This is a genomic window from Mycobacterium sp. IDUB_9, from assembly GCF_055419505.1.
The window spans coordinates 719,679-745,722 of the sequence record NZ_JBVAXU010000001.1 but is presented as its reverse complement, the minus strand read 5'-3'; the positions used below and the strand labels follow the sequence as shown (position 1 = coordinate 745,722).

At 66.7% G+C, this 26,044-nt stretch carries 27 protein-coding genes; 13 read left to right on the top strand and 14 right to left on the bottom strand.

Annotation, left to right across the window (positions count from 1 at the left end; all coding sequences use genetic code 11):
* Positions 1 to 2,652 carry an ATP-binding protein gene (locus ACZY08_RS03635; protein ID WP_463743222.1) on the bottom strand — a complete coding sequence of 884 codons (2,652 nt, stop codon included), beginning with the start codon at positions 2,650 to 2,652 and terminating at the stop codon, positions 1 to 3.
* A gap of 225 nt (positions 2,653 to 2,877) precedes the next feature.
* On the opposite strand from ACZY08_RS03635, the gene fadD4 reads away from it, so the two are divergent.
* From fadD4 to ACZY08_RS03600, 7 genes are read left to right on the top strand one after another with little or no spacing between them, the layout of a single operon-like run.
* Entirely contained in the window at positions 2,878 to 4,428 is a 1,551-nt protein-coding gene (gene fadD4, locus ACZY08_RS03630) for a fatty-acid--CoA ligase FadD4 (protein WP_463743221.1), read from the top strand.
* A 5-nt stretch (positions 4,429 to 4,433) separates the two neighbouring features.
* Entirely contained in the window at positions 4,434 to 5,309 is an 876-nt protein-coding gene (locus tag ACZY08_RS03625) for an enoyl-CoA hydratase/isomerase family protein (RefSeq protein WP_463744135.1), read from the top strand.
* An 11-nt stretch (positions 5,310 to 5,320) separates the two neighbouring features.
* Complete coding sequence (locus ACZY08_RS03620; protein WP_463744134.1) at positions 5,321 to 6,283, top strand: hotdog family protein; 963 nt, start codon at positions 5,321 to 5,323, stop codon at positions 6,281 to 6,283.
* Entirely contained in the window at positions 6,283 to 7,395 is a 1,113-nt protein-coding gene (locus tag ACZY08_RS03615) for a CoA transferase (RefSeq protein ID WP_463743220.1), read from the top strand. The genes ACZY08_RS03620 and ACZY08_RS03615 overlap by 1 nt, the downstream gene beginning before the upstream one ends.
* Positions 7,389 to 8,666, top strand: coding sequence for an amidohydrolase family protein (locus ACZY08_RS03610; RefSeq protein ID WP_463743219.1), 1,278 nt, complete (start codon positions 7,389 to 7,391; stop codon positions 8,664 to 8,666). The genes ACZY08_RS03615 and ACZY08_RS03610 overlap by 7 nt, the downstream gene beginning before the upstream one ends.
* The gene (locus ACZY08_RS03605) at positions 8,663 to 9,829 is read left to right on the top strand and encodes an MFS transporter (protein ID WP_463743218.1); all 1,167 of its coding nucleotides are present in this window, start codon (positions 8,663 to 8,665) and stop codon (positions 9,827 to 9,829) included. The genes ACZY08_RS03610 and ACZY08_RS03605 overlap by 4 nt, the downstream gene beginning before the upstream one ends.
* Entirely contained in the window at positions 9,795 to 11,258 is a 1,464-nt protein-coding gene (locus ACZY08_RS03600; protein ID WP_463743217.1) for an aminotransferase class I/II-fold pyridoxal phosphate-dependent enzyme, read from the top strand. Before ACZY08_RS03605 ends, ACZY08_RS03600 begins: the two co-directional genes overlap by 35 nt.
* Here the strand turns inward: ACZY08_RS03600 and ACZY08_RS03595 are convergent.
* Positions 11,174 to 11,875 carry a UdgX family uracil-DNA binding protein gene (locus ACZY08_RS03595; protein WP_463743216.1) on the bottom strand — a complete coding sequence of 234 codons (702 nt, stop codon included), beginning with the start codon at positions 11,873 to 11,875 and terminating at the stop codon, positions 11,174 to 11,176. The two genes, ACZY08_RS03600 and ACZY08_RS03595, sit on opposite strands and share 85 nt — an antisense overlap.
* 70 nt (positions 11,876 to 11,945) lie before the next feature.
* Between ACZY08_RS03595 and ACZY08_RS03590 the strand changes: the two genes are divergently transcribed.
* Together ACZY08_RS03590 and ACZY08_RS03585 are read left to right on the top strand one after the other, a co-directional pair.
* Positions 11,946 to 12,938 carry an alpha/beta hydrolase gene (locus ACZY08_RS03590; protein ID WP_463743215.1) on the top strand — a complete coding sequence of 331 codons (993 nt, stop codon included), beginning with the start codon at positions 11,946 to 11,948 and terminating at the stop codon, positions 12,936 to 12,938.
* A 50-nt stretch (positions 12,939 to 12,988) separates the two neighbouring features.
* On the top strand, positions 12,989 to 13,270 hold the full coding sequence (locus ACZY08_RS03585; protein ID WP_463743214.1) for a hypothetical protein: 282 nt from the start codon (positions 12,989 to 12,991) through the stop codon (positions 13,268 to 13,270).
* A gap of 9 nt (positions 13,271 to 13,279) precedes the next feature.
* On the opposite strand, the gene ACZY08_RS03580 is transcribed toward ACZY08_RS03585, so the two are convergent.
* From ACZY08_RS03580 to ACZY08_RS03535, 10 genes are read right to left on the bottom strand one after another with little or no spacing between them, the layout of a single operon-like run.
* Positions 13,280 to 14,047: a GntR family transcriptional regulator gene (locus ACZY08_RS03580; protein ID WP_463743213.1), complete on the bottom strand. Its 768-nt coding sequence runs from the start codon at positions 14,045 to 14,047 to the stop codon at positions 13,280 to 13,282.
* Between the two features lie 49 nt (positions 14,048 to 14,096).
* A complete protein-coding gene (fabG, locus tag ACZY08_RS03575) occupies positions 14,097 to 14,876 on the bottom strand; it encodes a 3-oxoacyl-ACP reductase FabG (protein ID WP_463743212.1) in 780 nt (259 codons plus the stop codon).
* A 20-nt stretch (positions 14,877 to 14,896) separates the two neighbouring features.
* Positions 14,897 to 15,892: a phosphotransferase enzyme family protein gene (locus ACZY08_RS03570; protein ID WP_463743211.1), complete on the bottom strand. Its 996-nt coding sequence runs from the start codon at positions 15,890 to 15,892 to the stop codon at positions 14,897 to 14,899.
* Positions 15,892 to 16,554, bottom strand: coding sequence for a microcompartment protein (locus tag ACZY08_RS03565; RefSeq protein ID WP_090433533.1), 663 nt, complete (start codon positions 16,552 to 16,554; stop codon positions 15,892 to 15,894). The genes ACZY08_RS03570 and ACZY08_RS03565 overlap by 1 nt, the downstream gene beginning before the upstream one ends.
* 2 nt (positions 16,555 to 16,556) lie before the next feature.
* Positions 16,557 to 16,838 carry a BMC domain-containing protein gene (locus ACZY08_RS03560; RefSeq protein ID WP_463743210.1) on the bottom strand — a complete coding sequence of 94 codons (282 nt, stop codon included), beginning with the start codon at positions 16,836 to 16,838 and terminating at the stop codon, positions 16,557 to 16,559.
* Between the two features lie 12 nt (positions 16,839 to 16,850).
* Complete coding sequence (locus tag ACZY08_RS03555; protein WP_454787673.1) at positions 16,851 to 17,114, bottom strand: EutN/CcmL family microcompartment protein; 264 nt, start codon at positions 17,112 to 17,114, stop codon at positions 16,851 to 16,853.
* Positions 17,111 to 17,623 carry a hypothetical protein gene (locus ACZY08_RS03550; RefSeq protein ID WP_463743209.1) on the bottom strand — a complete coding sequence of 171 codons (513 nt, stop codon included), beginning with the start codon at positions 17,621 to 17,623 and terminating at the stop codon, positions 17,111 to 17,113. Before ACZY08_RS03550 ends, ACZY08_RS03555 begins: the two co-directional genes overlap by 4 nt.
* Positions 17,620 to 18,225 (bottom strand): BMC domain-containing protein, encoded by a 606-nt coding sequence (locus ACZY08_RS03545; RefSeq protein ID WP_276129495.1) that lies wholly within the window; start codon positions 18,223 to 18,225, stop codon positions 17,620 to 17,622. Before ACZY08_RS03545 ends, ACZY08_RS03550 begins: the two co-directional genes overlap by 4 nt.
* A 4-nt stretch (positions 18,226 to 18,229) precedes the next feature.
* Positions 18,230 to 19,777 carry an aldehyde dehydrogenase family protein gene (locus ACZY08_RS03540; protein ID WP_463743208.1) on the bottom strand — a complete coding sequence of 516 codons (1,548 nt, stop codon included), beginning with the start codon at positions 19,775 to 19,777 and terminating at the stop codon, positions 18,230 to 18,232.
* Entirely contained in the window at positions 19,774 to 21,054 is a 1,281-nt protein-coding gene (locus ACZY08_RS03535; RefSeq protein WP_463743207.1) for a class-III pyridoxal-phosphate-dependent aminotransferase, read from the bottom strand. Before ACZY08_RS03535 ends, ACZY08_RS03540 begins: the two co-directional genes overlap by 4 nt.
* A 184-nt stretch (positions 21,055 to 21,238) precedes the next feature.
* Between ACZY08_RS03535 and ACZY08_RS03530 the strand changes: the two genes are divergently transcribed.
* Together ACZY08_RS03530 and ACZY08_RS03525 are read left to right on the top strand one after the other, a co-directional pair.
* Positions 21,239 to 22,774, top strand: coding sequence for an APC family permease (locus ACZY08_RS03530; RefSeq protein ID WP_463743206.1), 1,536 nt, complete (start codon positions 21,239 to 21,241; stop codon positions 22,772 to 22,774).
* A gap of 51 nt (positions 22,775 to 22,825) precedes the next feature.
* Positions 22,826 to 23,071 (top strand): hypothetical protein, encoded by a 246-nt coding sequence (locus ACZY08_RS03525; protein ID WP_463743205.1) that lies wholly within the window; start codon positions 22,826 to 22,828, stop codon positions 23,069 to 23,071.
* On the opposite strand, the gene ACZY08_RS03520 is transcribed toward ACZY08_RS03525, so the two are convergent.
* On the bottom strand, positions 23,051 to 23,947 hold the full coding sequence (locus ACZY08_RS03520; RefSeq protein ID WP_463743204.1) for an alpha/beta hydrolase: 897 nt from the start codon (positions 23,945 to 23,947) through the stop codon (positions 23,051 to 23,053). The two genes, ACZY08_RS03525 and ACZY08_RS03520, sit on opposite strands and share 21 nt — an antisense overlap.
* Before the next feature lie 48 nt (positions 23,948 to 23,995).
* Positions 23,996 to 24,358, bottom strand: coding sequence for a nuclear transport factor 2 family protein (locus tag ACZY08_RS03515; protein ID WP_463743203.1), 363 nt, complete (start codon positions 24,356 to 24,358; stop codon positions 23,996 to 23,998).
* 89 nt (positions 24,359 to 24,447) lie between these two features.
* Here ACZY08_RS03515 and ACZY08_RS03510 point away from each other — a divergent pair, with 89 nt between their 5' ends.
* Both ACZY08_RS03510 and ACZY08_RS03505 read left to right on the top strand, forming a co-directional pair.
* Entirely contained in the window at positions 24,448 to 25,275 is an 828-nt protein-coding gene (locus ACZY08_RS03510; protein WP_463743202.1) for a MerR family transcriptional regulator, read from the top strand.
* Positions 25,272 to 26,042 carry an SDR family oxidoreductase gene (locus tag ACZY08_RS03505; protein WP_463743201.1) on the top strand — a complete coding sequence of 257 codons (771 nt, stop codon included), beginning with the start codon at positions 25,272 to 25,274 and terminating at the stop codon, positions 26,040 to 26,042. The genes ACZY08_RS03510 and ACZY08_RS03505 overlap by 4 nt, the downstream gene beginning before the upstream one ends.
* The last annotated feature ends 2 nt before the right edge of the window (positions 26,043 to 26,044 follow it).

Here is a 26,044-nt window from a genome sequence, read left to right as displayed (position 1 = left end):
TTACCCCGCGGTGCCCAATTCGGACCGTGCCCGGCCGATCTGTTCGAATGCGTAGTCGGCAACCTCGGTGGCGGTCATACTTGCGCCGGCCGACGCAAGTGACCGGTAGCGGTCTTCACCGAGAACTTCTTTCAGATCCGCGATGGCGGCGTCGATCTCGGGGAAGCCCGCGCGCGCCATCGCGGTCGAGGCGAAGCCGCTGATGGTGGCTGCCGGTTGGTGTCCGCCGAGCCGGTCGAGCAGTGCGGTGAGCAGTCCCAGTGCGTTGCGCATCAGTTCGACGGTGCCGGAGTCGTAGTAGTGCCGGATGGCTTGGATGATGTAGTCGAAGGCATCAGTCAGCTGGCCGCGGTCGGCGGCGAGCCCGGCCAGCAGGCAGGCGAAGATCGATGTCTGCTGTCGATCGCCGCTTTCCTGGGCGAGGTGCCACCCTCGGCGGAGGGCCTGGTAGGCAACTGCGGGCTCAGTCTCCCGGCGGGCCCAGCCGTACCCGAGCAGCGCGGCACCGGCCAGGGCGGGGTTGGCGAGGCTCTCGGCGTCGGTGGGCAGCCGCGCCGACTCGTTCATCGCTTCCGCCGTGGCTCCGCAGACAGCCAATGTCACCGCCAGGACGGTCTGGTTGGCGGTGTGGCGCTGGGGTAGGCGAGCGATCGTTGCCCGGCACCACTCGATTGCCCGGTCGGGCCGGCCCGTCGTGTTGTATCCGGCGGCGACCACGCACGAGAACTCGTCGCCGACATCGTCGAATTCTCCGCTGCCGATCGCCGCCCGGCTGGCTTCGGCGTACTGGTTGAAGTCGTCGAAGCGTCCCAACGCAGCACAGTTGGTGGCGCCCACGAAGAGTTGAGCCAGTCTCGGATGGTGTGCTGTTTGGGCCGTCGGGAGGATCTCCTCGACCCAGGCCAGGGGTTCCCACTGCTCGAGGAAATATCCGAAGTAGATCGCATTCACCGCGACTGAGGCGGCCGCGTCGAGATCGCCGTTGTCGGCGGCCCATCGAAACGCTGTCCGCAGGTTGGGCAACTCGGTTGAGAACCATTCGTAGGCTTCGCGTTGCCTCGGGCTGTCCCACAACGCGAGCACTTCGGACTGCAGGCCCGCGAAGTAGTGTGCGTGTGCTGTGCGTACCGCTTCCGAGTCGCCCGAGTCGACGAGCTGCTCCTCCGCGAATTGACGGATGGTCTCCAGCATCGAGAAGCGAGTGTGCGATGTTGTGGGGTCTGCCACCAGGAGCGACTTCCGGACGAGGGCGTCGAGCAGATCCAGCGTCCCCAGTTCGTCGTCGGAGCCGGCGATGGCGCACGCCGCAGCCAGGTTGAACCCGCCGTTGAACACCGAAAGCCTTGTCAACACGGACTTTTCATCGTTGTCGAGCAGGTCGTAGGACCATTGCACGGCGTGGCTCAGCGTCTGGTGCCGTTCCAGCCCTCGACGTGAGCCCACGAGCAGCCGGAAACGGTCGTCCAGCCGATCGCGGATCTCGGAAGCCGTCATCGACACCATGCGGGACGCCGCGAGTTCGATCGCCAGTGGAATTCCGTCCAGGCGACGGCAGATTTCCACTACCGCGGCGGATTCGACCGGCGAGGTGAATGACGCACGGGGAGAGACCGCCTGAGCTCGATCGATGAACAGTGCCGCGGCCGCGGCACCCGGGCCGTCGCGGGTGTCCAGCGATGCCACCGGCCACAGCTGCTCGTCTTTGAGTCTCAGTCCTTCGCGGCTGGTGGCAAGGACCGTGACTGCCGACGACTGGGCGAGGATCGACTCGATCAGATCGGCGGCCGCGTTCAGGACGTGTTCGCAGTTGTCGAAAACCAGGATGCGGGAGCGTCCTTGGAGGGCCGAGGCAATGCTCTCGGTAACGGTCAACCCGGCTTGCTGGGTGATTCCGAGAACGGCCGCGACCGAGTCCGGGACCGCGGTCGGATCACCGACCGCGGCCAGTTCGATCACGAACGCACCGTCCGGAAATGCGTCGAGCGAGCGGGAGGCGACCTCCAGTGCCAGCCGGGTCTTTCCGACCCCGCCGACACCGGTTAACGTCACCAGGCGATGTGATTTCAGGACCGTGTCCAACTCGGTCAGATCAGCCTCGCGTCCGATGAGGCTCCTGGTCGGAGCCCGCAGATTCCCCGGTCCGGAAGTGGTGGTGTTCAGCGGCGGGAACTCGGTGCGCAGGCCCGCGGCGTGGACCTGGTAGAGGTCAACGGGTTTGGCGATGTCGCGTAACCGTCTCGACCCCAACGAAATCAGGTCGACGCCGCTTAACAGGCCCGCCGTCACCGCGTCGAGCAGGATCTGTCCGCCGTGCCCGGACGCCATGATTCGGGACGCCCGGTTGAGGACGGCGCCGAAATAGTCGTCGTCGCGGTGTTCGGCTTCCCCGGTGGCCAGGCCCATCCGTACCGGCAGCCCCAGCTCCCGCTGTGCGCTCACCGCCGCTTCGACGGCGGCGGACGGCGAGGCGAACGCCGCGCAGACGCCGTCGCCGGTGTGCTTGAAAAGTTGGCCGGCCTGCTCGGCTATCGCGCGGCGCAGCACCTCGTCATGCACCGCCAGGGCGGCTCGCATGCCGTCAGCGTCAGATTCCCACCGTCGGGTGGAACCTTCGATGTCGGTGAACAGAAAGGTGGCGATGCCTGCTGGCATGTCGACGCCGTTCTCAGCGCGCTTCGGTGAATCGCATCGGCGCTCCCCACGCTGGATCCGCTGGGCGTTCTGACATCGTAGGTCCGACGCAAGCGGTCGGGGCCGCGATTAGCGGTGTGGGCGCTGTCGGTGCTTCTGGAGTCAAAGACCTGTTCATGGCCTGCCCAGCGGGTGTAACCGCGCCCTACTTGACACCTGTCAAGTGGCGCCGGTTACAGTGCCCTCATGCAGATCCGCGAGCATGCCGAGGCCAACCCCGAGAAGCCGGCGATCATCCTCCACCCGTCGGGCACCGTCGTCACGTTCGGTGAACTCGAAGCCCGCGCGAATCGGTTGGCGCACTACTTCCGGCGGCAGGGACTGCAAGAGGGCGACGTGGTCGCGATTCTCATGGAGAACAACGAGCACATCCACGCCGTGATGTGGGCGGCGCGCCGCAGCGGGTTGTACTACGTGCCGATCAATACGCATCTGACCGCCGCCGAGGCCGCGTACATCATCGACAACAGCGGGGCCAAGGCCATCGCCGGCTCCGCTGTGCTCAAGGACATCCTGGGCGGCCTGGAAAAGGAACTGCCCAACGGCTTGCCGGGCACCCTGCTGATTGCCGACGGAGCCGAATCGTCGGCGACAAGCGCCTCCGGTGAATTGGACGGCTGGAAGCGTTACCCGGAGGCCGTCGCCGATCAGCCCGAGACCCCGATCGACGATGAGTTGGACGGCGATCTGTTGCAGTACTCGTCGGGTACGACGGGCCGGCCCAAGGGCATCAAGCGCGCCCTGCCGCATGTGCCGCCGTCGGAAACCCCCGGCATGATGTCGGCGCTCGTCGGGTTCTGGATGCAGCCCGATTCGGTGTATCTGAGCCCGGCCCCGCTGTACCACACGGCACCGTCGGTGTGGTCCATGCAGATTCAGGCCGCCGGCATCACCACCGTGGTGCTGGAGAAGTTCGATGCCGAAGGCTGCCTGGACGCGATACAGAAGCACAAGGTCACCCAAGGCCAGTTCGTGCCGGTGATGTTCACCCGAATGCTGAAACTGCCTGAGGACGTGCGTAATTCGTACGATCTGTCGAGCCTGCGCCGCGTGATGCATGCGGCGGCACCGTGTCCGGTCGAGATCAAGAAGCAGATGATGGACTGGTGGGGGCCGATCGTCGACGAGTACTACGCGTCCTCCGAGGCCATCGGCGCGACGGTGATCTTCGCCGAAGACTGGCTGACACATCCGGGTTCGGTGGGCAAACCGATGAACGGCCTGGTGCACATCCTCGACGAGGACGGCAAGGAAGTGCCGCCCGGCCAGGCCGGTGAGATCTTCTTCGAGGGTGGCGCCGATTTCGAATACCTCAACGACGCCGAGAAGACCGCATCCTCGCGTGACTCACACGGCTGGAAGACGGTGGGAGACATCGGGTATGTCGACGAGGACGGCTACCTGTACCTGACCGACCGGCGCCACCACATGATCATCTCGGGCGGGGTGAACATCTATCCGCAGGAAGCCGAGAACACGCTCGTCGTACACCCGAAGGTGATGGACGCCGCGGTGTTCGGCATCCCCGACGACGAGATGGGCCAGAGCGTCAAGGGCGTGGTGCAGACCGTTGACCCGGCGGATGCCACCCCGGAATTCGCCGAGGAGCTGCTGAGCTGGCTGCGTGAACGCCTGACGCATTACAAGTGCCCGCGGACAATCTCGTTCGAGGTTGAGCTGCCCCGCACCGACACCGGCAAGCTGTACAAGCAGGAGCTGATAAACAAGTACTCGTGACCGTCCTGGAACTGCCCGCAGGTATCCGCGTCGGGGTCGACACCCCGACGGATGACGCGACGTTCACGCTGACCGAACGGCCCTGCGAGGACCGGCGGGCGGTCACCGTGAACTCTGTGCAGCAGGCCGTGGATCAACTCACCGAGCGCTGCCGGACATGGCCGCAGGCCGCGGCGGTGTGTGACGACGTGCTGCGTTCACTGGACCCGGCCGGGCCGACCCGAGCCGGGTTGGTCACCGAATCGCTGGCGTATTCGACGCTGCAATCGGGATCCGAATTCGCCCGCTGGCTGGCAGAGCGCGGGCCGGCCGTCGTGCCGCAGCTACCCGAACCGGTGCAGGCCCACCGTGACGGGAACACGCTGCACGTCAGGTTCAACCGGACCCAGCGGCACAACGCGTTCTCCACCGACGCCCGCGGCGCGCTGCTCGAGGCCCTCGAGGTGGCGCGCCTGGATCCGTCGGTCGACGAGGTGGTACTCGGCGGCAACGGCCGATCTTTCTGCAGCGGCGGCGATCTGGCCGAATTCGGTTCATTCGCCGACCCGGCGAGCGCCCACCTGGCCCGCACCCGGCACAGTCCGGCGCTGGTGCTCGACGAACTGACGGCGAGGCTGGGGCGACGCTGCCGCGCCGAGGTGCACGGCCAGGTGCTGGGCAGTGGCCTGGAGATGGCGTCGTTCTGCGGTTGGGTCAGCTGCCATCCCGATGCCACGATCGGCCTGCCGGAACTGGCCCTCGGGTTGATACCCGGGGCGGGCGGCACGGTGAGCATCACCCGACGCATCGGCCGGTGGCGCACCGCCTACCTGGTGCTCTCCGGGGACACCGTGGACGCGGCGACGGCACTGGCGTGGGGCCTGGTCGACGAGGTGGCATAGTGCCAGGGGTGATGGGTGGTCCCTACTTCGATGACCTGGCGGTTGGCCAGGTATTCGACACTGCGCCGTCGATGACGTTGACTGCCGGCGCGGCCACAACCCATCAGGCGATCCTCGGCGACCGGCTGCGGTTGGCGCTCGATGCCGAGCTGGCTGCCGCGGTGACGGGGCAGCCGGGCCCGCTGGCGCATCCGGCGCTGGTGTGCGATGTGGCGATCGGCCAGAGCACGCTGGTGACGCAACGGGTCAAGGCGAACTTGTTTTACCGCGGCCTGGCGTTCCACCGCTGCCCGGTGATCGGGGATAGCCTGTACACCCGCACCGAAGTGGTTGGTCTCAAACAGAATTCGATGAAGCCCGGGCGAGCGGCCACTGGCCTGGCCGCCCTGCGGATGACTACGGTCGACCAGAAAGATCGCAAGGTGCTCGACTTCTACCGCTGCGCGATGCTCCCACTGTCCAGGGACGACATCGACACCGGTCATGCCGACGATCTGTCGATGATCGGGGCCGATGCGACAGCCCCGAACCCCACCGCCGGCTGGGACGCCGACGTGTTCCGCGCCCGGGTGCCGGGGCCGCATTTTAATCCAGGCCTGGCGGGCGTGGTGCTGCACAGCACCGCCGATGTAGTCAGCAGTGCACCCGAACTCGCTCGGCTGACGCTGAACATCGCTGCCACCCATCATGATTGGCGCGCCGGTGGCCGGCGCCTGGTGTACGGCGGACACACCATCGGCCTGGCCCTGGCCCAAGCGAACCGGTTGCTACCGAACCTGGTCACCGTCCTGGGTTGGGAGTCCTGTGACCACACCGGTCCTGTACACGAGGGTGACACCCTGTTCAGCGAGCTGCACGTCGAGTCGGCCGACGCCGGGGTGCTGAGGTTGCGCTCGCTGGTGTACGCGGCCGGCGGACCCGACGATCCCGACCGCCAGGTGCTGGACTGGCGGTTCAGCGCGTTGCAGTTCTGATGGCGCAGTTGGTGATCCCGAGGGCCGTGCTGAGGCAGGCCCAGGCGGTCGCCGACGGCTTCACCGCCGACACCGGGGTGACGGTCGACGCCACTGAACTGCTCACCGGCCGCGCCGCACTGTTGGACATCGCGCCGCGAGGGCAGATCTCGGCGGGCGGGGCCACGCGCCTGCTGGCCACCCGCGACGGATGGTGTGCGCTGACCCTCTCGCGCCCCGATGACATCGCCATGATCCCCGCACTGCTGCAGGACGATTCGGTAGGCGCCGACCCATGGCCGGCGATCGGGAGGTGGGTTGCCGAATCCGGCTCTGCGGAGGTGGCCGAACGCGCGCGCCTGCTCGGGCTGCCGGCGGGTGTGCTCGGTGAAACTCCGCCCGCGCCGCCGGTGGTGCGCCCGATCGGGCCGCCCGGTGCCGCACCGTTCGCCGGTATGTTGGTGGCCGATCTGTCGTCGATGTGGGCCGGGCCGTTGTGTGGACAACTGCTCGCCCGGGCCGGGGCCACCGTGGTCAAGGTCGAGAGCTGGAGCCGCCCGGACGGGACCCGTTCCGGGCCACCGGAATTCTTCGACTGGATGAACGGCGGAAAGCTTTCGTACGCCACTGATTTCGATGACATCCGCGATCTGACCGCGCTGATCCGGGCAGCTGATGTGGTGATCGAGGCTTCGCGGCCGGCTGCACTGGCGCGGCGTGGGCTGGGGCCCGATACTCCTGCTCCCAGGCCCGGGCGGATCTGGTTGCGCATCACCGGGCACGGCACCGTCGGGGAGAACGCTGACCGGGTGGCATTCGGCGACGATGCCGCGGTATCCGGCGGGCTGGTCGAATACCACGGTGGCGCACCGGTATTCAGCGGTGACGCCATTGCCGACCCGCTCACGGGGCTGCACGCCGCCGCTGCGGTGGCGGCATCGCGGGAACGCGGAGGCGGTGAGCTGATCGAATTCTCGATGGCGGCTGTGGCTGCCGCGTACAGCTCGCTGGAGGGCGACGGCCACGAGGTGACGCCGGCGCGTCCTGCCGTCGGGCCGCCCGGACCGCAACTCGGTGCCGATAACGAGTCAGTGCACCGGTTGGTGGCGGAACGGACCGCGGGCCCATGCTGATTCGTCACGCGACGCTGCTCGACGGGACAGTGGTCGACATCCGGGTCGGCGATACCATCGGGCAGGTCGCCGAGTCGTTGTCGCCCGAGCCTGGCGAAGAGGTGCTCGACGCGGCATCTCACACCGTGATTCCCGGGCTGCACGATCACCATCTCCACGTGCACTCGGCGGCGGCCGAGGGGGAGTCGATCCGGGTCGGCCCCGCCGAGGTGGGCGATGAGGCAGGACTGGCACGGGCGTTGACCGCCGCGGTGGTGGGCGGCGACGGTTGGATCCGGGCGGTCGGCTATCACGATGCGGTGGCGGGCCCGTTGGACCGCCACGTACTGGACCGGTTGATGCCCGGAACACCGGTGCGGGTGCAGCATCGCAGCGGGGTGATGTGGACGGTGAACTCGCCCGGCCTCGCGGCCCTGGGGTTGGGCGATCACCCCGACGGGCGGCTGCGTAGCGCGGACCGGACGTGGTCAGATGCGTTGCAGCGGCGTCCCGCCCAGATTGAGGAGTTCAGCGCCAGGTTGGCCGGCTTTGGTGTCACCGGCGTCACCGATGCCACGCCTGACCTGCAACCGGCCGACCGCCCCGCGGGCCTGCTGCAGCGTGTGCACTACCTGGCCCCGGGCAAGCGGATCCTGCACGACGACAGCCTTGACCTGGACGCACTGTCCGCCTGGATATCCGAGCGCCATCGGGCCGGCGCACCGGTGGCGGTGCATTGCGTGACCTCGGCCCAGCTCGTCGTCACCATCGCCGCACTGCGCGCCGCGGGCAGCCATCCCGCTGACCGGATCGAGCATGCCGCGATGGTGCCCGGGGACCTCGTCGACGAGCTCGTCGCCCTCGGGATCACGGTGGTGACCCAACCCAACTTCGTCGCGGAGCGGGGGGACCAGTACCGCACGGATGTGCCTGGCGCCGAACAACATCAGCTGTGGCGGCTGGCCACTCTGCTGTCCGCCGGGGTGCCGGTGGCACTGTCCACCGATGCGCCGTTCGGGAATCCCGACCCCTGGGCGACCATGCGCGCCGCGGTACATCGCCGCACGCCGCGCGGTGTGGTCCTGAACCCGGTCGAGCGGATCTCGGGCCGCCGCGCGTTGACGCTGTTTCTGGGCGGCGCGGGGAATCCGGCCCGGCCTCGGCGCGTCGCCCCCGCTGAGCCTGGCGACCTCTGCCTGCTGACGGGCTCTCCGCAGCGGGTGGTGGATGCGCTCGACGCCGATCTGGTGGCCACCACCATCATCGCCGGTGCGGTGGTGTTCCAGCGGTGAGCCGGGACAGCGTGTGGCGGGTATCAGGCATGCCCGCGTTGCTGGCCTGTGCCGCAGTGGGATTCGCCGGGTTTTCCCTGCTGCTACCGGTTGCCCCGATGTGGGCGGTGCGCATCGGCGCCGACAACCTGGGTGCCGGCGTCGTCAACAGCGTGCTCATGCTGTGTACGGTCATCGCGCAACTGCTGGTCGGGCGGGTGTTGCGGCGAGCCGGATGGGCGCTCACGCTGTCGCTCGGGCTGGTCCTGCTGGGGGCACCGGCACTGCTGCACGCGTTTACTTCGTCCCTGTGGCAGGTGTTGGTCCTCGCGGCGTTGCGTGGACTGGGCTTCGGCATCCTGACGGTCTGCGGAGTCGGTGGTATCGCCGCACTCATCCCGCAGAAGCGTCGCGGCCGGGCGATCGGCGCGTACGGGCTGGCCATTGCGGCACCGCAGTTCGTGCTCATCCCACTGGCGCCATGGCTGGCCGAAAATATCGGCTATCAGCTGGTATTCGTGCTCGCTGCCGCCCCGCTACTGGGGCTACCGCTGGCATTTGCCCGCCCAGCACCGGTTTTGACTCCCGCGGAGCATCCCGATCGACTCCGCGGTATCGGTGGGCTCGTCGGCCCGATTGCCGCCCTTGTGGTGATCACCGCCGCGGGCGGCGGGATCCTGACCTTTGCCCCGCAACTGGGTGGCGCGGTAACCGCATTTGCGGCGCTGCTCGGCATGACGGGGACGGCCGCACTTGCCCGGTGGTGGATCGGGGGCGTTGCCGATCGTCATGGCCCGGCCAGGTTCATCGCTCCGATGCTGGGAGTGGGCGCGGTCGGTCTGGCGGTGATCGCGACCGGCATCACCCTCGGCTCGATCAGCGGTGCAGTCGTCGTGATTCTCGGCAGTGTGCTGCTCGGCATCGCTTACGGGGCGTTGCAGAACCTCACCCTGGTGCAAGCGTTCGCCGCCACCGGTGAGCACGCCCGCGGCGCGGTCAGTGTGGCTTGGAACGTCGGATTCGATACGGGGACCGGCCTGGGGTCTCTGGTCGTCGGTGCGCTGGCCACTTCGTTCTCGTTCCCGACGGCATTCGGCGTGATGACAGCCGCGTGTGTGGGGGTTGGGTTGATGTGGGTACTCACCCGCCATGACGGGCAATCAGGCCACGGCGCCGTTACTTGACGCATTGCACGAGTACCACAACTCCAACCGGTACGGGTTTTCTCCGCCGGGGCATCGTCAGGGCCGCGGTGTCGATCACCGAGTGCTGCAGGTACTGGGGCGGGAGCCGTTCTTCAGCGATGTGCTGGCCAGCGGCGGCCTCGATGACCGGCGGATGAGCAACGGCTATCTCAAACGGGCGGAGGACTTGATGGCCGAGGCGGTGGGAGCACGGGTGGCCTGGTTCTCCACGTGCGGAAGTTCGCTGTCGGTCAAAGCCGCGATGATGGCGGTGGCCGGGTGCGACGGCAGCCTGCTGCTGAGCCGGGACAGCCACAAGTCGGTGGTCGCCGGGCTGATCTTCTCGGGGTTGGTGCCGCGCTGGATCACCCCGCAGTGGGACGCCGAACGGCACCTGTCTCACCCCCCGTCGCCGCAACAGGTGGAGCAGGCCTGGCAGCGTCACCCGGATGCAGCCGCTGCGCTGATCGTCAGCCCCAGCCCGTACGGCACCTGCGCCGATATCGAGGGAATCGCCGAGGTCTGTCATCGTCGGGGGAAGCCGCTGATCGTCGATGAGGCGTGGGGCGCGCATCTGCCCTTCCACGAGGATCTGCCCACGTGGGCGATGAATGCGGGCGCGGACGTGTGCGTGGTCAGCGTCCACAAGATGGGTGCCGGGTTCGAGCAGGGCTCGGTTTTTCACCTGCAGGGCGACCTCGTGGACCAGAACCGGCTGTCGGCATGTGCGGACCTGCTGATGACGACGAGTCCGAATGTGCTGGTGTACAGCGCAATTGACGGATGGCGTCGGCAGATGGTCGAACATGGTCACGAGTTGATGGGCGCAGCACTGGATTTGGCTGACGCGACGCGGCGCGAGATCGAGGAGATCGACGACATCGAGGTCCTTGACCAGGAGTTGTTGGGTAAGCAGGCCTCGCACGATCTGGATCGCCTGCAGGTGCTGATCGACGTCTCGGCGACGGGCACCTCGGGATATCAGGCTGCGGACTGGCTGCGGGAGTACTGCCAACTCGATCTGGGCATGACCGACCATCGCCGGGTGCTGGCCACGATGTCGCTGGCCGACGGTTCAGATACCGCAGGCCGGCTGGTCGAAGCGCTCAAGCTGTGGCGCAAGGCCGCTCACGACTTCGACCCGCCGCCGCGGGTCGAACTGCCCGCGCCCGAGGAGTTGGAACTGGACAGCGTGATGACGCCGCGGGATGCGTTTTTCGGCCCCGTCGCGGATATTCCGGTGGAGGAGGTGGTGGGCCGGATCTCCGCTGAACAGATCACTCCCTATCCGCCCGGCATCCCGGCGGTGGTTCCCGGGGAACGGATCAATGAGGCCGTCTTGGATTACCTGCGTACCGGACTGGTGGCAGGCATGAATGTGCCGGACCCGGCCGATCCTTCGCTGCGCACGGTTCGCGTCGTCGCATAAGCGGTGCGAAGGTCGGCGACCAGTCCGTCGAAGGCTTCGTCTCGGGTCTCCGACGGTCCACGCAACACTGCCGACGGGTGAATCGTCGCGATCAGCGCCGGGTCCCCGCACGGCTCCAGGCCTGTGGCGTGGAGGATCTCCCCGCGGTGGCGTGACACCCGAAAGTCGTTGCCGAGCAGCGATTTGGCTGCGGTTGCTCCGAGTAAGACGACCACGTCCGGGGAGATCGTGTCCAATTCAGCGAGAATCCATGGCCGACATGCCTCCACCTCGGTTCGGCTGGGAGTCTTGTGGATACGACGTTTGCCGCGCTCGTTGGTGGTGAACTTGAAGTGCTTCACGGCGTTGGTGAGGTACAGGTCGTCGCGGTCGATCTCGGCCGCGGCCAAGGCTTTGTCCAAGATGCGGCCGGCCGGACCGACGAAGGGTGTTCCCTCCCGGTCCTCCTGGTCACCCGGTTGCTCACCCACCAACATCACCCGGGCTGACGGTTGACCGGACCCGAAAACCGCTTGCGTGGCGTGTCGATACAGCGGGCACCCCTCGCACTGCTGCGCTGCCTCTGCGAGTTCGGACAGCTCCCGTGTTTCGGGCACGAACTGTGCTGCGCTGTTCATCATCGGGGAATACCCGTATCGGCCGTTTTGCCACGCCCAGCGCGGGTATTCGTTGTGATGACACAAGGAGATGATCGCCATGACCGGGGCGTACGCGGCCAAACGGGTATTGCACCGCAGACACAGCCTGGAAGCCGCGGCCCTGGGGATCGGCTGTCGGGTCGCGGTGAAGAACCTGATCCGCGCCTGGGCGTTGCAGCCGGATCTGGCTTGGCCGCTCAGCTCCATAGACGATGTCGTCGGTCTGGTCCCGCGTCGCTCATCGGTGTCGGTGGAGCCCGTGACACTGCCGAAGTGTCCGGCGGAACTGGTGCGGGCACAAGGGACATCAGGGCGTAACGCGATCTTGTACTTGCACGGTGGGGCGTTCGTCACCTGTGGGCTCAACACCCACCGTGCTTTGGCTGCCCGGCTGTCGGCCGCCGCTGATGCGCTGGTGCTCAATGTCGGTTACCGGATGTTGCCCGTGTGCGGACCGGCAGACGGGGTCGAGGACGCCCTGGCCGGATTGTCCTGGTTACGGCGGCGGGGCTACGACGCGCAGCGCACAGTGATTGCGGGCGATTCGGCAGGCGGATACCTGGCCTTCGGGACGGCGCTCAGGGCGTTGGCCCGCGGTGTGGTGCCAGCAGCAGGCCTGGCCGCGATCTCACCGCTGATCGACCTGGACCCCACACGGAAACTAGCTCATCGCAACATCTCTCGGTGTTCGATGTTCACCGGGGCGGCGTTGTCGGCTTTCGCCCGGTCCGTACGACGTAGCCAATGCCAGCCGAACCGGTGCAATGCCGAGCCGCTGATCGATCCGGCCACGGCCGATCTCACGGGTATGCCACCGGTCATGATTCACGTGAGTGCCGACGAATTGCTGTTGGCTGACTCAGAATTGGTGGCCGAGCGGCTGGCCGATGCTCACGCACACTGCGAGTTGCATGTGTGGAGTGGCCAGATACACGACTTCCCGCTCGCCGCCGAGATCCTGCCGGAGGGCAGGCGTGCCATCGGCTATATGGGTGACTTCGTCAAGGGCGTGACCTCTGCGCCTGCTCAGAGTGCGGCGTGATCGGTTTCCCATCGAGTTTCCCGCAGCCGCGTCGTGGGCATCCCAGTGCCATGAGCGATATCGACAATGGCCCGGACGACACCCTCTCGCCCAGTGAGTCGACCGATTCCGACGAGGTCGCCAATGCGGACGGCGACGATGTGGTCGATGCGCCGGAGCAGTGGCACGGCGCTGACCGTGCGGGCGAGCCGGAATCGCTCGATAGCAAGCTTGATGCGGAACGGCCCGACAGGGAGGTCGGGCAGGCTCCGCCGCGCGACGTCGACGAGGCGATCGCCGAGCCTGAGGGGTTCCAGATAGCGAGCCCCGACGACCAGCCAGAGGACGGGTGAGAAATTCCGTCAGCCGGCCTGCCGCTGCAGCGTGACCGAGGCAGTGTTGGCGTCGGCGTGGGTGGCGATGCCGCTGCCCTTCGCCGTGACAGCCAATGCCGTGCGGTCCCCGCGGAACAGGTCGCGGGAGAACTCGCACGGGGAACCGTTCTGGTCGTAGGTCACCCGCGTGATCAACAGAAGTGCCGCCTTCGGTTTGATGCCGAGCAGGGTGGCTTCATTGCTGGTGGCGTTGACCGCCTCGATACGCTCATCGGCCCGGCCGGTGACCAAACCGTATTGGGACTGCAGGATTTCGTAGAGTGACCCACCCAGCTGCTGGTCGAGCAGGCCGGGAAAGGTGTCCGCGGGGAATTGCGCGTGTTCGAGCGAGATGGGCGAACCGTCGGCCAGGCGGACGCGCTGGATCTCGATGACGTAGTCGCCGGGGCCCAGACGCAGCGCGCTCCGGGTGGCGTCGTCGGGGGTGGTGATGCGCGTCGAGAGCACCCGGGTGCCGGCGACATAACCCTGGTTGGCCAGGAAGGCGGGGACACCGACCACATCGGCGAGGTGCCGCTCGACCTGCCCGTGGCTGATGAAGATGCCGCCGGCCCGGCCGATGACCCGGTGTACCAACCCGGCTTCCTCCAGCGCGGCCAGCACCTGGCGCAGGCTGGAGCGACTGGTGCCGTAGTGCTCGGCCAGGTCACGCTCACTGCCGAGCTTGGCGCCGGGGGTGCCCGCGTTGATGTCGGCGACGATGTGCCTGCGCAACTCTTCGCTGTGAACTGCCACCCCGGCCCCCTGCACGTGTATTGGTACAGCCAATTCTATCCGGGTTGAACTAGAGTTCAGCGATCGCCATGTGCGATTCGGGCAGAATCTGTCCGCCGTCCACGACCAGCGACTGTCCGGTGATGTACCCGGCTTCGTCGGTGGCGAAGAACAGCGCCGCATTGCCGATGTCGGCGACCGATCCGAGTCGGCCGGCAGGCACGGCCGAGGCCATTTGGTCCATGTAGTCCTGGCCCATTTCGACCAGGCCCTCGGTGATGATGTTGCCAGGCAGCACGGCGTTGATGGTGATCTTCTTCGGGGCCAGTTCCATCGCGGCGGTGCGCAGGAAGCCCAGCTGGGCGGCCTTGGACGCCCCGTAGTGCGACCAGCCGGGGTAGCCGGTGATGGGCCCCGTGATCGACGACGTGATGACGACGCGTCCGTGGCCGCTCGCGGTCAGCGCCGAGAGTGCGGCCTGCACGATGTAGACGGTGCCCTTGAAGTTCACCGCAAGGACCTGGTCGATGTCGTCGGGGGTGAGGTCCTCCAAGCGCCCGGACGGGAAGATGCCGGCGTTGGCGCAGACGATGTCCAGCCCGCCGTGCCGCTCGACGGCGGCACTGACCACCTGGCGGGCGTCCTCGGGGCTCGTCACGTCCGCCCGCAGGGCACTGACCCGACCCGGGGCGTCGGCGAGCGCCGCGACCGCCTCATCGAGGTCGGACTGGTTGCGCCCGGTGACGAGGACGTCCACGCCGGCGTTGGCGAACGTCTGGGCGATGCCGCGGCCGATGCCCTTGCTGCCACCGGTGACGATGGCCGAACGGCCCTGAAGCGATGCGAACATGGTTGGGGTCCTTTTGAGAGTCAGGTCAGGTTGAGGCCGTTGGAGCGCAGGTAGCGCTCGGCGAGTTCGCAGCTACCCGCGGCGTAGCTGATGGCCTTGGTCGCCGATTCCCTGGAGTGGCTGTGGCTGCCCATCCAGGCCAGCAGCAGCAGCCTGCGCAGCAGCACGAACGACGCCAGCATGTCCTCGTCCGAGGCAGGCAGGTCGCGTCGCGTGCGGTAGCCGCTCACCCAGGCGTCCTGCCATTCCGGCAGTGCCGGGTCGTCCTCTATGAACGACACCGCGGTGCCGAAATCATAGAAGTACCAACCGAATCCGCAGTCATCGAAGTCGATGACGGTGATCTTGGGAGTTCCCATAGGGTCAGGATCCACCAGCAGATTGGCCAACCGCAGGTCAGCGTGGATCAGGCCGTAGACGTCGGGACCGGTGCCGTAGGCGTGCAGCCGATCGTGCAGCAGCGCCTGGGCGCGCTCCAGCACCTGCTGCTCGGCCGCGCCGACGCCTTCGGCATCGTGCCAGCGGCCCCAACGGGGAGCCGCCCCCAGGCTGTGTTCCCAGTCCCAGGAGAACCGGCCGAACCCGGGCGGGCGCTCCCACCGCTGCGAATGGTCATGCAGCGCAGCGGTGATCCGGCCCAGCGTGTGGAAATCGTCGAGGGTCAACGTGCCCTCGTCGGGCTCGGCCCCGGCGACCATGCCGAAGTGCACGGCGTGGCGGTCGGTTCCATCGGCGTTGACGGTGACCAGCCGCCGGCCGTCGAGGGCCGGCAGCACGGTGGGCACCGTGACGTCGCTGTCGGCCCGCAACGCCTGCAGCCAGTCCAGTTCCGACTCGATCTCGTGGGGCTGGTGATAGGCCTGCCGGTGCACCCGCAGGATCGACTGGGCGCCGGCATCTTCGACGAGATAGGTGGCATTCTCGGACAGGTTCAGCAACCGCAGGGTCGCGTCAGTCCCGATGTCGTACTGGCGTAGCGCCAGTTGGGCGACATCGATCTCGTCGGTGATGACCATTAGTGATCCCGTCCTTCAATACCATCGAGCACCGCGGTGATCCGATCCCTCGCCACGGTTACGTCGGCGGTGCTGCCGCCGATGTAGAGCCTTCCAGCGGCACCGATCATCTGCACGTCAACCACAGTAAGCCCAGGTGCGGCCCGCTCCGCCTCATTGGCCGCCACCGCTGCGAACAACGCCGGGGTCATCTCGTACACCAGCAGTGACTGCCCGGGCAGGATCATCGATGCCTGCCGGTTGCGGTTGAGGATCACCGCATGCTGATCGGTGATGTTCTCGATGATGTCGTGGTAGAGCACCTGCGGCCGCAGCTGGTCGGAGGCCTTGTTGCCGGTGCCGGCCAGGATCGCCTCGCCGGCCCGCTGCACATCCTCCAGATTGGCCGAGTGGATCTCGAGAACACCGAATTGGCGCTCCACGTAGAGGATTCCGGGCTGGATGCCGGGGACCTCGCGCAGCGCCAGGTCGATCACCCGCTCGATCGCCAAGGCGGGGGACACCTCGACGATCAGCGCGTGCTCACCCTCGTACGGCGGGTAACCCCGGGCCCGGGTCGGCGTTCCGAGGTAGGCGGCGAACTGGCGCTGCAGGTCCTCCACCAACAGGTAGACGCGGATCTGGGTGCGAATCCGCGTACTCTCCTCTGCTTTGGTCGGCATGGCTACTTGCTGGCAACCGCGAAGTGCGCGCCGAGTTCATTGTGCGGACGCGGGATGACGTGCACGCTCACCAGTTCGCCCACCTGCGAGGCGGTCTCGGCACCGGCCTCGGTGGCGGCCTTGACGGCACCCACCTCACCGGTGACGATCACGGCGACCAGGCCGTCGCCGACCTGCTGGCGATCGGTGATGGTGACGTTCGCGGCCTTGACCATGGCATCGGCAGCGGCCAGCGCAGCCACGTAGCCCTTGGTCTTGATCAGTCCGATTGCGTTGCTGGACATAGGTGTTTCTCCTTATTTGTTGGGTTTGGTATCAGGTTTGGTATCGATGGAGCCGATGATGAGTGCGTCGACCGGAGGCGGGGTGCCGGTGAACCACCCCGAGGCGACCGAGCCCTGGGCGACGAGGACCCGTTCGCCCACACCGCTGCCGAGGACGTCGAAGGCGATCAGCTTCGACCCGGTGCCGTCGATCTCGACCTCTAGGAACGCGCCGGGAGGAATGCCGTCGATCCGACGGGTCGACCACACGTTGCCGGTGACAACCGCTGAGATCATTTGCGCTCCTTCTCAATCGTGACCCCCAGAGTTCGGGCTTTTTCTCGGGCCAGCGGGGTGAGCACCGCCTTGCGGCCGAGCACGAGCGTGCCGCCGGCCATGTCGGCGATCTGCCGTTCGGTTACCGCGCCGCTTTCGATGCGCCTGCTGGCTCCCCCGCCGGATGGCCGGGTGGATCCCAACAGCCTGAAGCTGAGCCGACCTGTCTTGAGGTCGGCCCGGGTCTTCGGGCTCTCGAAGAGCCGCAACAGCTTCCGGACAAAGCTGTCGAGGTCTCGGTCATTGGTCAACTGCACTGTCTCGGTGCGGTTCTTGCCGTCGACGGCACGGGGCCCGGTGGGTTCCACGCCGAACTGGTCCGCGACCGTTGGCGGGGCAGATGGAGCCGGAGCCGGTGGTGGGGGGACAGCCACCGGCCCCGGAGTCTTCGTGGCAGCAGCGACATCCCGAACGGCCTCCCGCACCACCTCACGCACGAGGGCGCGCAGTTCGTCCCGGTTGATGCTCACGCGGTGGCCCTCGCCAGCGCGTCCCGGGCTGCCTCGGCGGCCGTACGAACATCGGCCTCGGTCCCGGACAGGTACACCCGGCCCGTGGCGCCGATCATCCGGAAATCGACCACCTTGATGTCCGCGGCCTTCTCGGCCTCGTTGGTGGCCAGGATGGCGTAGGACGCGGGGGCCACCTCGAGCACGAACAGTGATTCCCCGGGTAGCACCATCGAGCCGATCTTGTTGCGGTTGATCAGGAATGCGTGCTGGTGGTCGACGCTGGAGATGATCCGTGAGGCCAGCACGTTCGGCTGCACCGCGCTTCCGGTGTTGCCGCCCAGTTCGTCCAGCGCGGCGTCTGCGGCAGCTTTGACCGCACCGGTCTCGCCGTGGAACTCCAGATAGCCGAATTGTCGCTCTACCACCAGGATTCCAGCCTTGACCTCGGCGTGCTTGAGAGCGACGTCGGTGACGCCCTCGATGTCCAGTCCGGGGGCCACCTCGATGATCTGGGCGGCCTGATCGGCACGGGGAAGAGCTCCCTTGATCCAGGTGCCCAGATAGGACATGGTCTGCGGTTGCAGCCGGTCGATGAAGATGAAAGAACGAAGTTCAGCCACAGCCCTACCTCTTGATCAGTTGTGCGAGTTCTTCGACGACGAGTGCGCGCAGTTCGGCGCGCAGCGTGTCCAGGCCGGGGTCAGATGACCGGCTTGCGGTCGGGTACGCGCGGCGAGACGTCACCGGCGCACCGTCGCGGTCGTTGGAGGCATACGGATATGCGGGCACCGGGCGGGCGGGGGAGTGCCACGGGTCCAGGCCCGCGAAATTGCCCATGGGCACCGCGGAGTCGCTGTTGTAGGCGATCCGGGCCCAGTTGATCAGGTTCTGCGGCTGCAGGTTCTCACCGATCGAACTGCGCCCGACGAACCCGGTGCCGATGGTCATCGACGGTGCCAGGTTGGTGTCCAGCCCGGAGCTGCCAGTGCTGTTGCCGACGTTGACCGACACGCGCAGCACCGGCACCTGAGCCGCGAAATCGGTGATCACCGAGGAGTTTTCGCTATGGATGGCGGCAGAATGGCCGGCCCCGCCGATCCTCACCACCGCCCGGGCGGCGCGGATACCACGTGCGGCGTCGGCCGCGGTGGTCATGCCGAGCACCGGGGACAGCTTCTCGTGGGCCAGCATCTCCTCGGAGATCACGTCGTCGAACGGTGCGATCAGCACCCGGGTCTTGGGGGTGACCCGCAGGCCCGCCTGCCCGGCGATCCATGCGGCATCGCGCCCGACGACGTCGGTGTTGAGGTGACCGTCGGCGAACATGTAGGCCCGCAGGCGCCGTGCGCCATCCTCATCGAGGATGTGCGCGCCGGCACGGGTCAGTGCGCCGTTGAGCTTGCCCGCGATCGCGCCCTCGGCGATGAGGACGGATTCGTTGGTGCACAGCACCGAGTTATCGAAGGCCTTGCTGTCCACGATGCGCTTGGCCGCGGCGTTGATGTCCGCGCTGGCCTCGACGAACACCGGGACATTGCCGGGGCCGACACCGAGTGCGGGGTTACCGGAGGAGTACGCCGCACGCACGACGCCGGTGCCCCCGGTCGCCACGATGACGTCGGTGCGCTCGTCGGCCATCAGCGCCTGCACCAGAGGGATGGACGGTTCCTCGACCACCTGGATGATGCCGTCCGGCGCGCCGGCGGCCACCGCGGCCTCGGCAAGCAGCCGGGCCGCGTCGGCCGAGCACTGCTTGGCCCTCGGGTGCGGAGCGACGACGACGGCGTTGCGGGTCATCAGCGCCAGGATCACCTTGAAGTACACCGTGGCAACGGGATTGGTGGTCGGCGTCAATGCCAGCACCACGCCCGCCGGCCGGGGCAGCTCGACGATCTTGCGGGCCTCGTCGACGCGCGGCGACACGTAATCTTCGCCTCGGTAGTAGTCGACGATCCCGCGTGAGCAGGCCCGATTCTTGGTGACCTTGTCGGCCACCACACCCATCCCGGTCTCGGCCACCGCCTCGGCGGCGAACCGTTCGGCTGCGGCGTAGGCCGCGTCGGCCACCGCGTTGACGATGTTGTTCACCGCCCCAGCGTCGTAATCGGCGTAGGCTGCCGCGGCCCAGCCGGCCCGCTCCAGCATGTGGCCGGCCTGTGCGGTACTGGTCATGATGCTTTACGTCCTCTCACGACGGTCTCGGCCCTGGCCACCGCTACAGCGAGGCGGTCCAGGACGTCCTCGCAGAGTTCGCGCGAGAGCAGGAGACCCGGTTTGAACTGCAGGACACGGGGATCCAGCGTCGAGAAGATCGCCCACACTCCGTTCTCGTAGAGTTCCCGCATCACGAACTTGGCGCCTTCGGGGTGGTCGAACTCCAGGCCGATCACCACACCGTTCTGCCGGATACCGACGAACCAGTCCGGGTGGTCGGCCTGGATGCGCTGCAGCCCGTGGTCGAAGATGTCGGCGATGTAGTGGACCATCGAACGCACTTCGGGGCGGGTGGAGATCTCGAGGGTCTTCAGCGCGGCGACACAGCCCAGCTCGGCGCCACCGAAGGTGGAGATGTGGCCGAAGCCGTCCTCGTCGAGCCACTTCGCGGCGCGATCGCCGAGCAGGGCCGCGGTGATCGGGTACATGCCACCGGACAGGCCTTTGCCGGTCACCAGGATGTCGGGCTCGATGCCGTGTTTGGTGATGCACCACAGCTCACCGGTGCGCATCAGGCCGGTCTGCACCTCATCGGCTATGTACAGAGTGCCGTGCTTCTCGGTGATGGCCTTGACGGCTTCCAGGTAACCAGGTGCGGGAAGCGGGAATCCGTAGGTGGCCGGGATGGTCTCCATGATCACCGCTGCGACATCGCCGGGGGCCAGCACACGTTCCATCGCCTCGATGTCGTTGAACGGCACCTGGAGGAACTCGTCGGGCTGGTCGGCCAGGAAGAACTTGGCGAACCGGTCGTCGCCGGTGGCCACGGCTAGGCCGGTGTGGCCGTGGTAGGCCTTGACGATCGAGACGATCTTGCGGCGTTTGGTGGCGTGCCGGGCGCTCTTGAGCGCGATGTCGATCGCCTCACCGCCTCCGGACCCGTACGCCACCTTCGTGATCGACGCCGGCGCGGTCTCGACCAAGCGCTGCGCCAGGGCGGTGCGGGCCACCGATGGGAAGTGGTGGTTGCCGACGTCGAAATGCTCCATGCCCTCGGTGATCGCCTGCATCACTTCGGGATTGCGGTGCCCGAGGTTGTAGGTGCCACCGTTGAGGTGCAGATCGATCAGGCGGCGGCCGCCCATGTCCCACAGGAAATATCCCTCGCGGCGGTCGATCACCAGATCGACACCGGTATCAGTCCAGAACTGTGTCTTGTCTGGATTCCAGAACGTCTTCGCCTTCTCCAGCACTTCGGCTTTGGATTCGAACGTGAACGTGCCGTAGTCGTACATGCGGCTCCCTCTCCAGCTATCCGGTAGCTGTGATGGGCCTCACCGTAAACGGTCGTAACCATTTCTGTCAATGGTTGCGAGAAGTGCTTGCCAATCGATTTTGGTAGTGCCAATATACGTAGGTCTCGACTGTGGCCCAGGCCACATCAGGGATCCCACTGTTACCTGGAAGGTGCCCCGATAGATGACCGATCAAGCCGTCGCTGGGAGCGAAAACGCAGCTCACGATGTTCAAAGACTGAAACGCAACGCCGTCGGCACGGTCGGCGTCATCTTCATGGCGGTGGCGACCGCCGCTCCGATCACGGCAATGGTCGGTAACGTGCCCATCGCTGTCGGTTCGGGAAATGGTTCGCACGCACCCGCCGGCTACATCGTCGCGACCGTCGTGCTCGGCCTCTTCGCCGTCGGCTACGCGACCATGGCCAAGCACATCACCACCACCGGTGCCTTCTACGGCTATATCTCCCACGGTCTCGGCCGTATCGCCGGGATGGCCAGCGGCGGGCTGATCACCATGGCCTATGTGGTGTTCGAGGCCTCGTTGATCGGGATCTTCTCGTTCTTCTTCCAGAACTTCATGCAATCCCAACTGGGCATCCACATTCACTGGGTGATCCCGGCGCTGCTGATGCTGGTGATCAACGCGGTCCTGACCTACTTCGACGTCAACCTGACCGCCAAGGTGCTCGGCGTGTTCCTGGTGACCGAGATCGTCATGCTCGCACTCGGCGCGCTGGCGGTGCTGGTCAGGGGTGGAGGTCCGCAGGGCTTCGCGGTCGCCGAGACCCTCAACCCGATCGGCGCATTCACCCCGGCCGCCGGAATCGCCGGCGCCAGCGCCGGATTGGGTTTGTTCTTCGCCTTCTGGTCGTGGGTCGGGTTCGAATCCACCGCGATGTACGGCGAGGAGTCGCGTAACCCCAAGAAGATCATTCCCCGGGCCACCATGCTGAGCGTCCTCGGCGTCGGCCTGTTCTACGTGTTCGTGTCCTGGATGGCCATCGCCGGCACCGGACCGCAGCACGCTGTGGAACTCGCGCAGGATTCCGCGACGTCCTCGGAGATCTTCTTCGCCCCGGTACGCAGCGCCTACGGCGAGTGGGCGATCACGGTGTTCAACATCCTGCTGGTCACCGGGTCATTCGCCTGCGGCATGGCGTTCCACAACTGCGCCTCCCGCTACCTGTACGCGCTGGGCCGGGAAGGTCTGTCCAAGGGCCTCCAGAAGACCATCGGCGCAACGCATCCCACGCATGGCTCACCGCACATCGCCTCGTTCGTACAGAGCGGGATCACCCTCGTCATCATCCTGGCGTTCTTGTTCGCCGGGATGGACCCCTACGTGCACATGTACACACTGCTGGCGATCCTCGGCACCATGGCGATCCTGATCGTCCAGTCGCTGTGTGCCTTCTCGGTGATCAGCTACTTCCACATCCGCAAGAACCATCCGGTGTCCAAGCACTGGTTCAAGACGCTGATCGCCCCCGGCCTCGGTGGGATCGGCATGCTCTACGTCGTGTACCTGCTGTGGGAACACAAGGACGCTGCCGCGGGCACCGCATCCGGCACGCTGTTGTTCAAACTGACCCCGTGGATCGTGGTCGGGGTGTTCGTGTTCGGCGCGGCCATGGCCACCTACTTCAAGCTGCGCGATCCGCGCCGCTACGAGTTGATCGGCCGGATCGTGTTCGAGGACAACGTTGTTCGAGACTGAAGTGTTCGAGACTGCGGTCCTTCGAGACCGGAACATCGACCTGGCCGGTAGATGGACTCCTTCGAACGTCTCCTGTTGAAGTTCGTCCTCGCGTGGGCTCCGTACGGGGGCCCTCGCGAGGACGACATCTGGCTCGAGTTCGGTATGACCGCTGAGCAGTTGTTCGTCCGGTTCGCCGGGATCGTCTCCGGTCAGGTGCCCAGGGTCAGGGTGCTGTCGGCCGCCGACCGGTCACTGCTGGGACTGGCCTGCCGGTACCTGCGCCAGCAGCATGAATCAGGCGAACGCCGCGCGTAGGTTCGCGCACTGGCTGGCCATGAAAGCTTGCGCCACCGGCGTTTTCGCGGCGATCTGGTCGAATCCGTGAAACGCCCCGTACACCTCTTCGACCTGGCAGTCGACCCCGGCTTCCCGCAGGCGCTCGGCGTAGGCCATGTCCTCGTCATGGAACAGGTCCAAGGTCCCGACACCGATCCAGGCCGGCGGCAGCCCGGCGAGATCAAGACGTCGGCCCGGCACGGCGACGGCCGGATCGGCTCCTCCGAGGTAGGCCGACCAGCCGAACTGGTTGCTGCCCTGTGTCCACAGCCGGTGGCCGGGGTTCTCCAGCTCCGGGCCCACCGAGCGGTCGTCGAGCATCGGGTACACGAGTATCTGTGCGGCAAGGGGTATCTCACCGCGGTCACGGGCGAGCAGCGCAAGGGCGGCTGCCAGTCCGCCGCCCGCGCTGGCGCCTGCCACCGCGACGCGGGACGAGTCGACGGCGGGAAGACCCGCGAGCCATTTCAGCGCGTCGTAGCAATCCTCGAGCCCGGCCGGGTAGGGGTTCTGCGGCGCCAGCCGGTACTTGACCGCAGCCACGGTGGCGCCCAGTTCCTTGGCGAAGCGTCGGCACAGGGCGTCGTCCTGTGCGGGGCTGCCCAGCACGTAACCACCGCCATGGATCCACAACAGGGCAGGCGTCGGCTCGGTGGCACCGGCCGGCCGGAACAGTCGCACCCCGACACCGGAGCTCAAGGTCAGCACCTCGACGTCTGACGGTGTCTGCCGGTTCTGCAGCACCGTCAGCCGCTGCAGCAGCGGCAGCGTGCGTCTGGACACCAGCCGACGTGGGATGAAGCGGGCGATGCGTTCGAGGTCCGGATGGAAGCTGGGCGGGGTGGCGGTCGTCACCCCCACAGTTCTACCCGGTGATCTCGGTGGTGTGGAAAAAATGCCGCGTCAGGACTTGTTGATCACGATGAACAACGCGGCGATCAAGTCCTCGCGGGTGACGATGTAGTTGGTGAGGATCAACTCCTCGGGCAGATTCGTCTTGTCGTAGTCGCCGTCATAACGGGCTCGCAGCACCGTGACCCCGGACCGCTCCACCACCTCGATGACCTGCATGGTGACTCGATCACCGACGATCTCGTCGCGCACCCAGGTGCGGATGGCGTCTGGAGTGGTGAACTCGCGCTGGTTGTCGTGGACCAGCGCATCAGGAGTGAGAGCGGCCAGGACCGCTTCGACATCGAGGGAATTGACAGCATCGACGTAGCGGCGCGCCGCGGCAGGTATTTCACACATCTGTTCAATGGACATGCCGACAGCGTCGACTCGTCGGTAAGCGGAGGGTCAAGGCCGAGACCTAACCTTGAGTCTCCCCCTGGGGGAGCCTTCACACTGACCTCATGACGATCGATCTGTCCATCGGAGATTTCTCCAGAATGACGCAGCTGTCGGTCAAGACGCTGCGGCACTATCACGAGGTCGGCCTGCTCGAGCCGGACCGTATCGATTCGAGCACCGGGTACCGGTACTACGTCGCCGACCAGGTGCCGACGGCCCAGGTGGTGCGCCGGCTCCGTCAGCTGGGCATGCCCATCGCCGATGTGCGAGCGGTGCTGACGTCCGCCCCAGCCGACCGCAACAGACTGATCAGCGGTCATTTGCAACGGTTGGAGGACCAACTCGCCGAGACCCGCAGCGCCGTCGAATCCCTGCGTGCGATCCTCGAGCGTCCCGGGGGGAATTCAGCAGCTGCGGTGATCGAGCACATCAGCGTCACGGCAACCTCGGCCGCCGCGATCACCGCGACCGTCGACCGCGACGATCTGTTGCCCTGGTGGCATGGCGCTATGGGTGAACTTCGGGCAACGGTCGCCGCAAATGCGAACTCAGGGGCCGCTGGTGCGCCCGCGGCGCTGTTCGACTTCGACATCTTCGCCCACGATCACGGCACCGCCACGGTGTTCATTCCTGTCGAACGCGGTGTGCGGCCGGCCGGGCGCGTGCGGGATGTCGTCATTCCGGCGGCCGAGCTCGCGGTCGTGCGTCACCGCGGATCGCATGACGATGTCGACCTGGCCTACAGCGCTCTCGGCGAGTACGCGAACCGCCACGAAATCAGTGTGGAGGGTCCGCTGCGCGAGTACTACGAGCGATTCGCCTGGGACACAGACGATTCCACGGAGTGGTCCACCACATTGTGCTGGCCGGTCTTTCGGGCTGACGCATGAGCACGTTGCAGGGGCGGCGCGCGGTGGTCACCGGCGGCACCAAGGGTGCCGGTGCGGCGATCGTCGCCCGGCTGCGGGCTGCCGGTGCGCACGTGACCATAGTGGCTCGTCACCAGGGTGACGGCGTCCTGGCAGCAGATGACTTCGTCGCCGCGGACCTGACCTCGGTGACCGATGTCGCCGATCTGGCGTCTCATGTTCGCCGGAATGGCGGTGCCCAGATCTTGGTGCACACGGCGGGCGGCTCCGCGGCGCCACCCGGAGGATTCGCGGCGCTCAGCGATCAGGATTGGACCGATGAGCTCAGCCTGAACCTGTTGGCGGCGGTGCGGCTCGACCGGGCGCTGCTGCCCATGATGATCGAAGCGGGTTCGGGCGCGGTGGTGCATATCGGGTCGATTCAGAGTCGGATGCCGCTGTACGACGCCACCCTGGGGTATGCGGCGGCCAAGGCGGGGCTGCGGGCCTACAGCAAGGGCCTGGCGAATGAGATGGCGCCCAAGGGTATTCGGGTCAACACCGTATCCCCGGGCTTCATCCAGACCACGGCAGCCGAGGCGTTGATCGATCGCGTCGCCGCAGCCGCCGAGACCTCCCGCACGGACGCGCTCGAATCGGTGATGTCCGCTCTTGGCGGTATCCCGCTGGGGAGGCCGGCCCAGCCTGTCGAAGTCGCCGAGGTGGTCGGGTTCCTGGTGTCCGACGCCGCATCCTCGATCGTGGGTGCCGACGTGGTGGTCGACGGCGGCACGGTCCCGACGGTGTAGGC

Excerpts from the sequence above, each read along its gene's own strand:
- ACZY08_RS03530 (WP_463743206.1), top strand. The coding sequence starts at position 21,239 with ATGACCGATCAAGCCGTCGCTGGGAGCGAAAACGCAGCTCACGATGTT.
- ACZY08_RS03555 (WP_454787673.1), bottom strand. The coding sequence starts at position 17,114 with ATGATCTCAGCGGTTGTCACCGGCAACGTGTGGTCGACCCGTCGGATC.
- ACZY08_RS03615 (WP_463743220.1), top strand. The coding sequence starts at position 6,283 with ATGGCGCAGTTGGTGATCCCGAGGGCCGTGCTGAGGCAGGCCCAGGCG.
- ACZY08_RS03595 (WP_463743216.1), bottom strand. The coding sequence starts at position 11,875 with ATGAACAGCGCAGCACAGTTCGTGCCCGAAACACGGGAGCTGTCCGAA.
- ACZY08_RS03585 (WP_463743214.1), top strand. The coding sequence starts at position 12,989 with ATGAGCGATATCGACAATGGCCCGGACGACACCCTCTCGCCCAGTGAG.
- ACZY08_RS03590 (WP_463743215.1), top strand. The coding sequence starts at position 11,946 with ATGATCGCCATGACCGGGGCGTACGCGGCCAAACGGGTATTGCACCGC.
- ACZY08_RS03635 (WP_463743222.1), bottom strand. The coding sequence starts at position 2,652 with ATGCCAGCAGGCATCGCCACCTTTCTGTTCACCGACATCGAAGGTTCC.
- ACZY08_RS03565 (WP_090433533.1), bottom strand. The coding sequence starts at position 16,554 with ATGCCGACCAAAGCAGAGGAGAGTACGCGGATTCGCACCCAGATCCGC.
- fadD4 (WP_463743221.1), top strand. The coding sequence starts at position 2,878 with ATGCAGATCCGCGAGCATGCCGAGGCCAACCCCGAGAAGCCGGCGATC.
- ACZY08_RS03505 (WP_463743201.1), top strand. The coding sequence starts at position 25,272 with ATGAGCACGTTGCAGGGGCGGCGCGCGGTGGTCACCGGCGGCACCAAG.
- fabG (WP_463743212.1), bottom strand. The coding sequence starts at position 14,876 with ATGTTCGCATCGCTTCAGGGCCGTTCGGCCATCGTCACCGGTGGCAGC.
- ACZY08_RS03560 (WP_463743210.1), bottom strand. The coding sequence starts at position 16,838 with ATGTCCAGCAACGCAATCGGACTGATCAAGACCAAGGGCTACGTGGCT.
- ACZY08_RS03600 (WP_463743217.1), top strand. The coding sequence starts at position 9,795 with ATGACGGGCAATCAGGCCACGGCGCCGTTACTTGACGCATTGCACGAG.
- ACZY08_RS03510 (WP_463743202.1), top strand. The coding sequence starts at position 24,448 with ATGACGATCGATCTGTCCATCGGAGATTTCTCCAGAATGACGCAGCTG.
- ACZY08_RS03570 (WP_463743211.1), bottom strand. The coding sequence starts at position 15,892 with ATGGTCATCACCGACGAGATCGATGTCGCCCAACTGGCGCTACGCCAG.
- ACZY08_RS03540 (WP_463743208.1), bottom strand. The coding sequence starts at position 19,777 with ATGACCAGTACCGCACAGGCCGGCCACATGCTGGAGCGGGCCGGCTGG.
- ACZY08_RS03525 (WP_463743205.1), top strand. The coding sequence starts at position 22,826 with ATGGACTCCTTCGAACGTCTCCTGTTGAAGTTCGTCCTCGCGTGGGCT.
- ACZY08_RS03535 (WP_463743207.1), bottom strand. The coding sequence starts at position 21,054 with ATGTACGACTACGGCACGTTCACGTTCGAATCCAAAGCCGAAGTGCTG.
- ACZY08_RS03610 (WP_463743219.1), top strand. The coding sequence starts at position 7,389 with ATGCTGATTCGTCACGCGACGCTGCTCGACGGGACAGTGGTCGACATC.
- ACZY08_RS03515 (WP_463743203.1), bottom strand. The coding sequence starts at position 24,358 with ATGTCCATTGAACAGATGTGTGAAATACCTGCCGCGGCGCGCCGCTAC.
- ACZY08_RS03620 (WP_463744134.1), top strand. The coding sequence starts at position 5,321 with ATGGGTGGTCCCTACTTCGATGACCTGGCGGTTGGCCAGGTATTCGAC.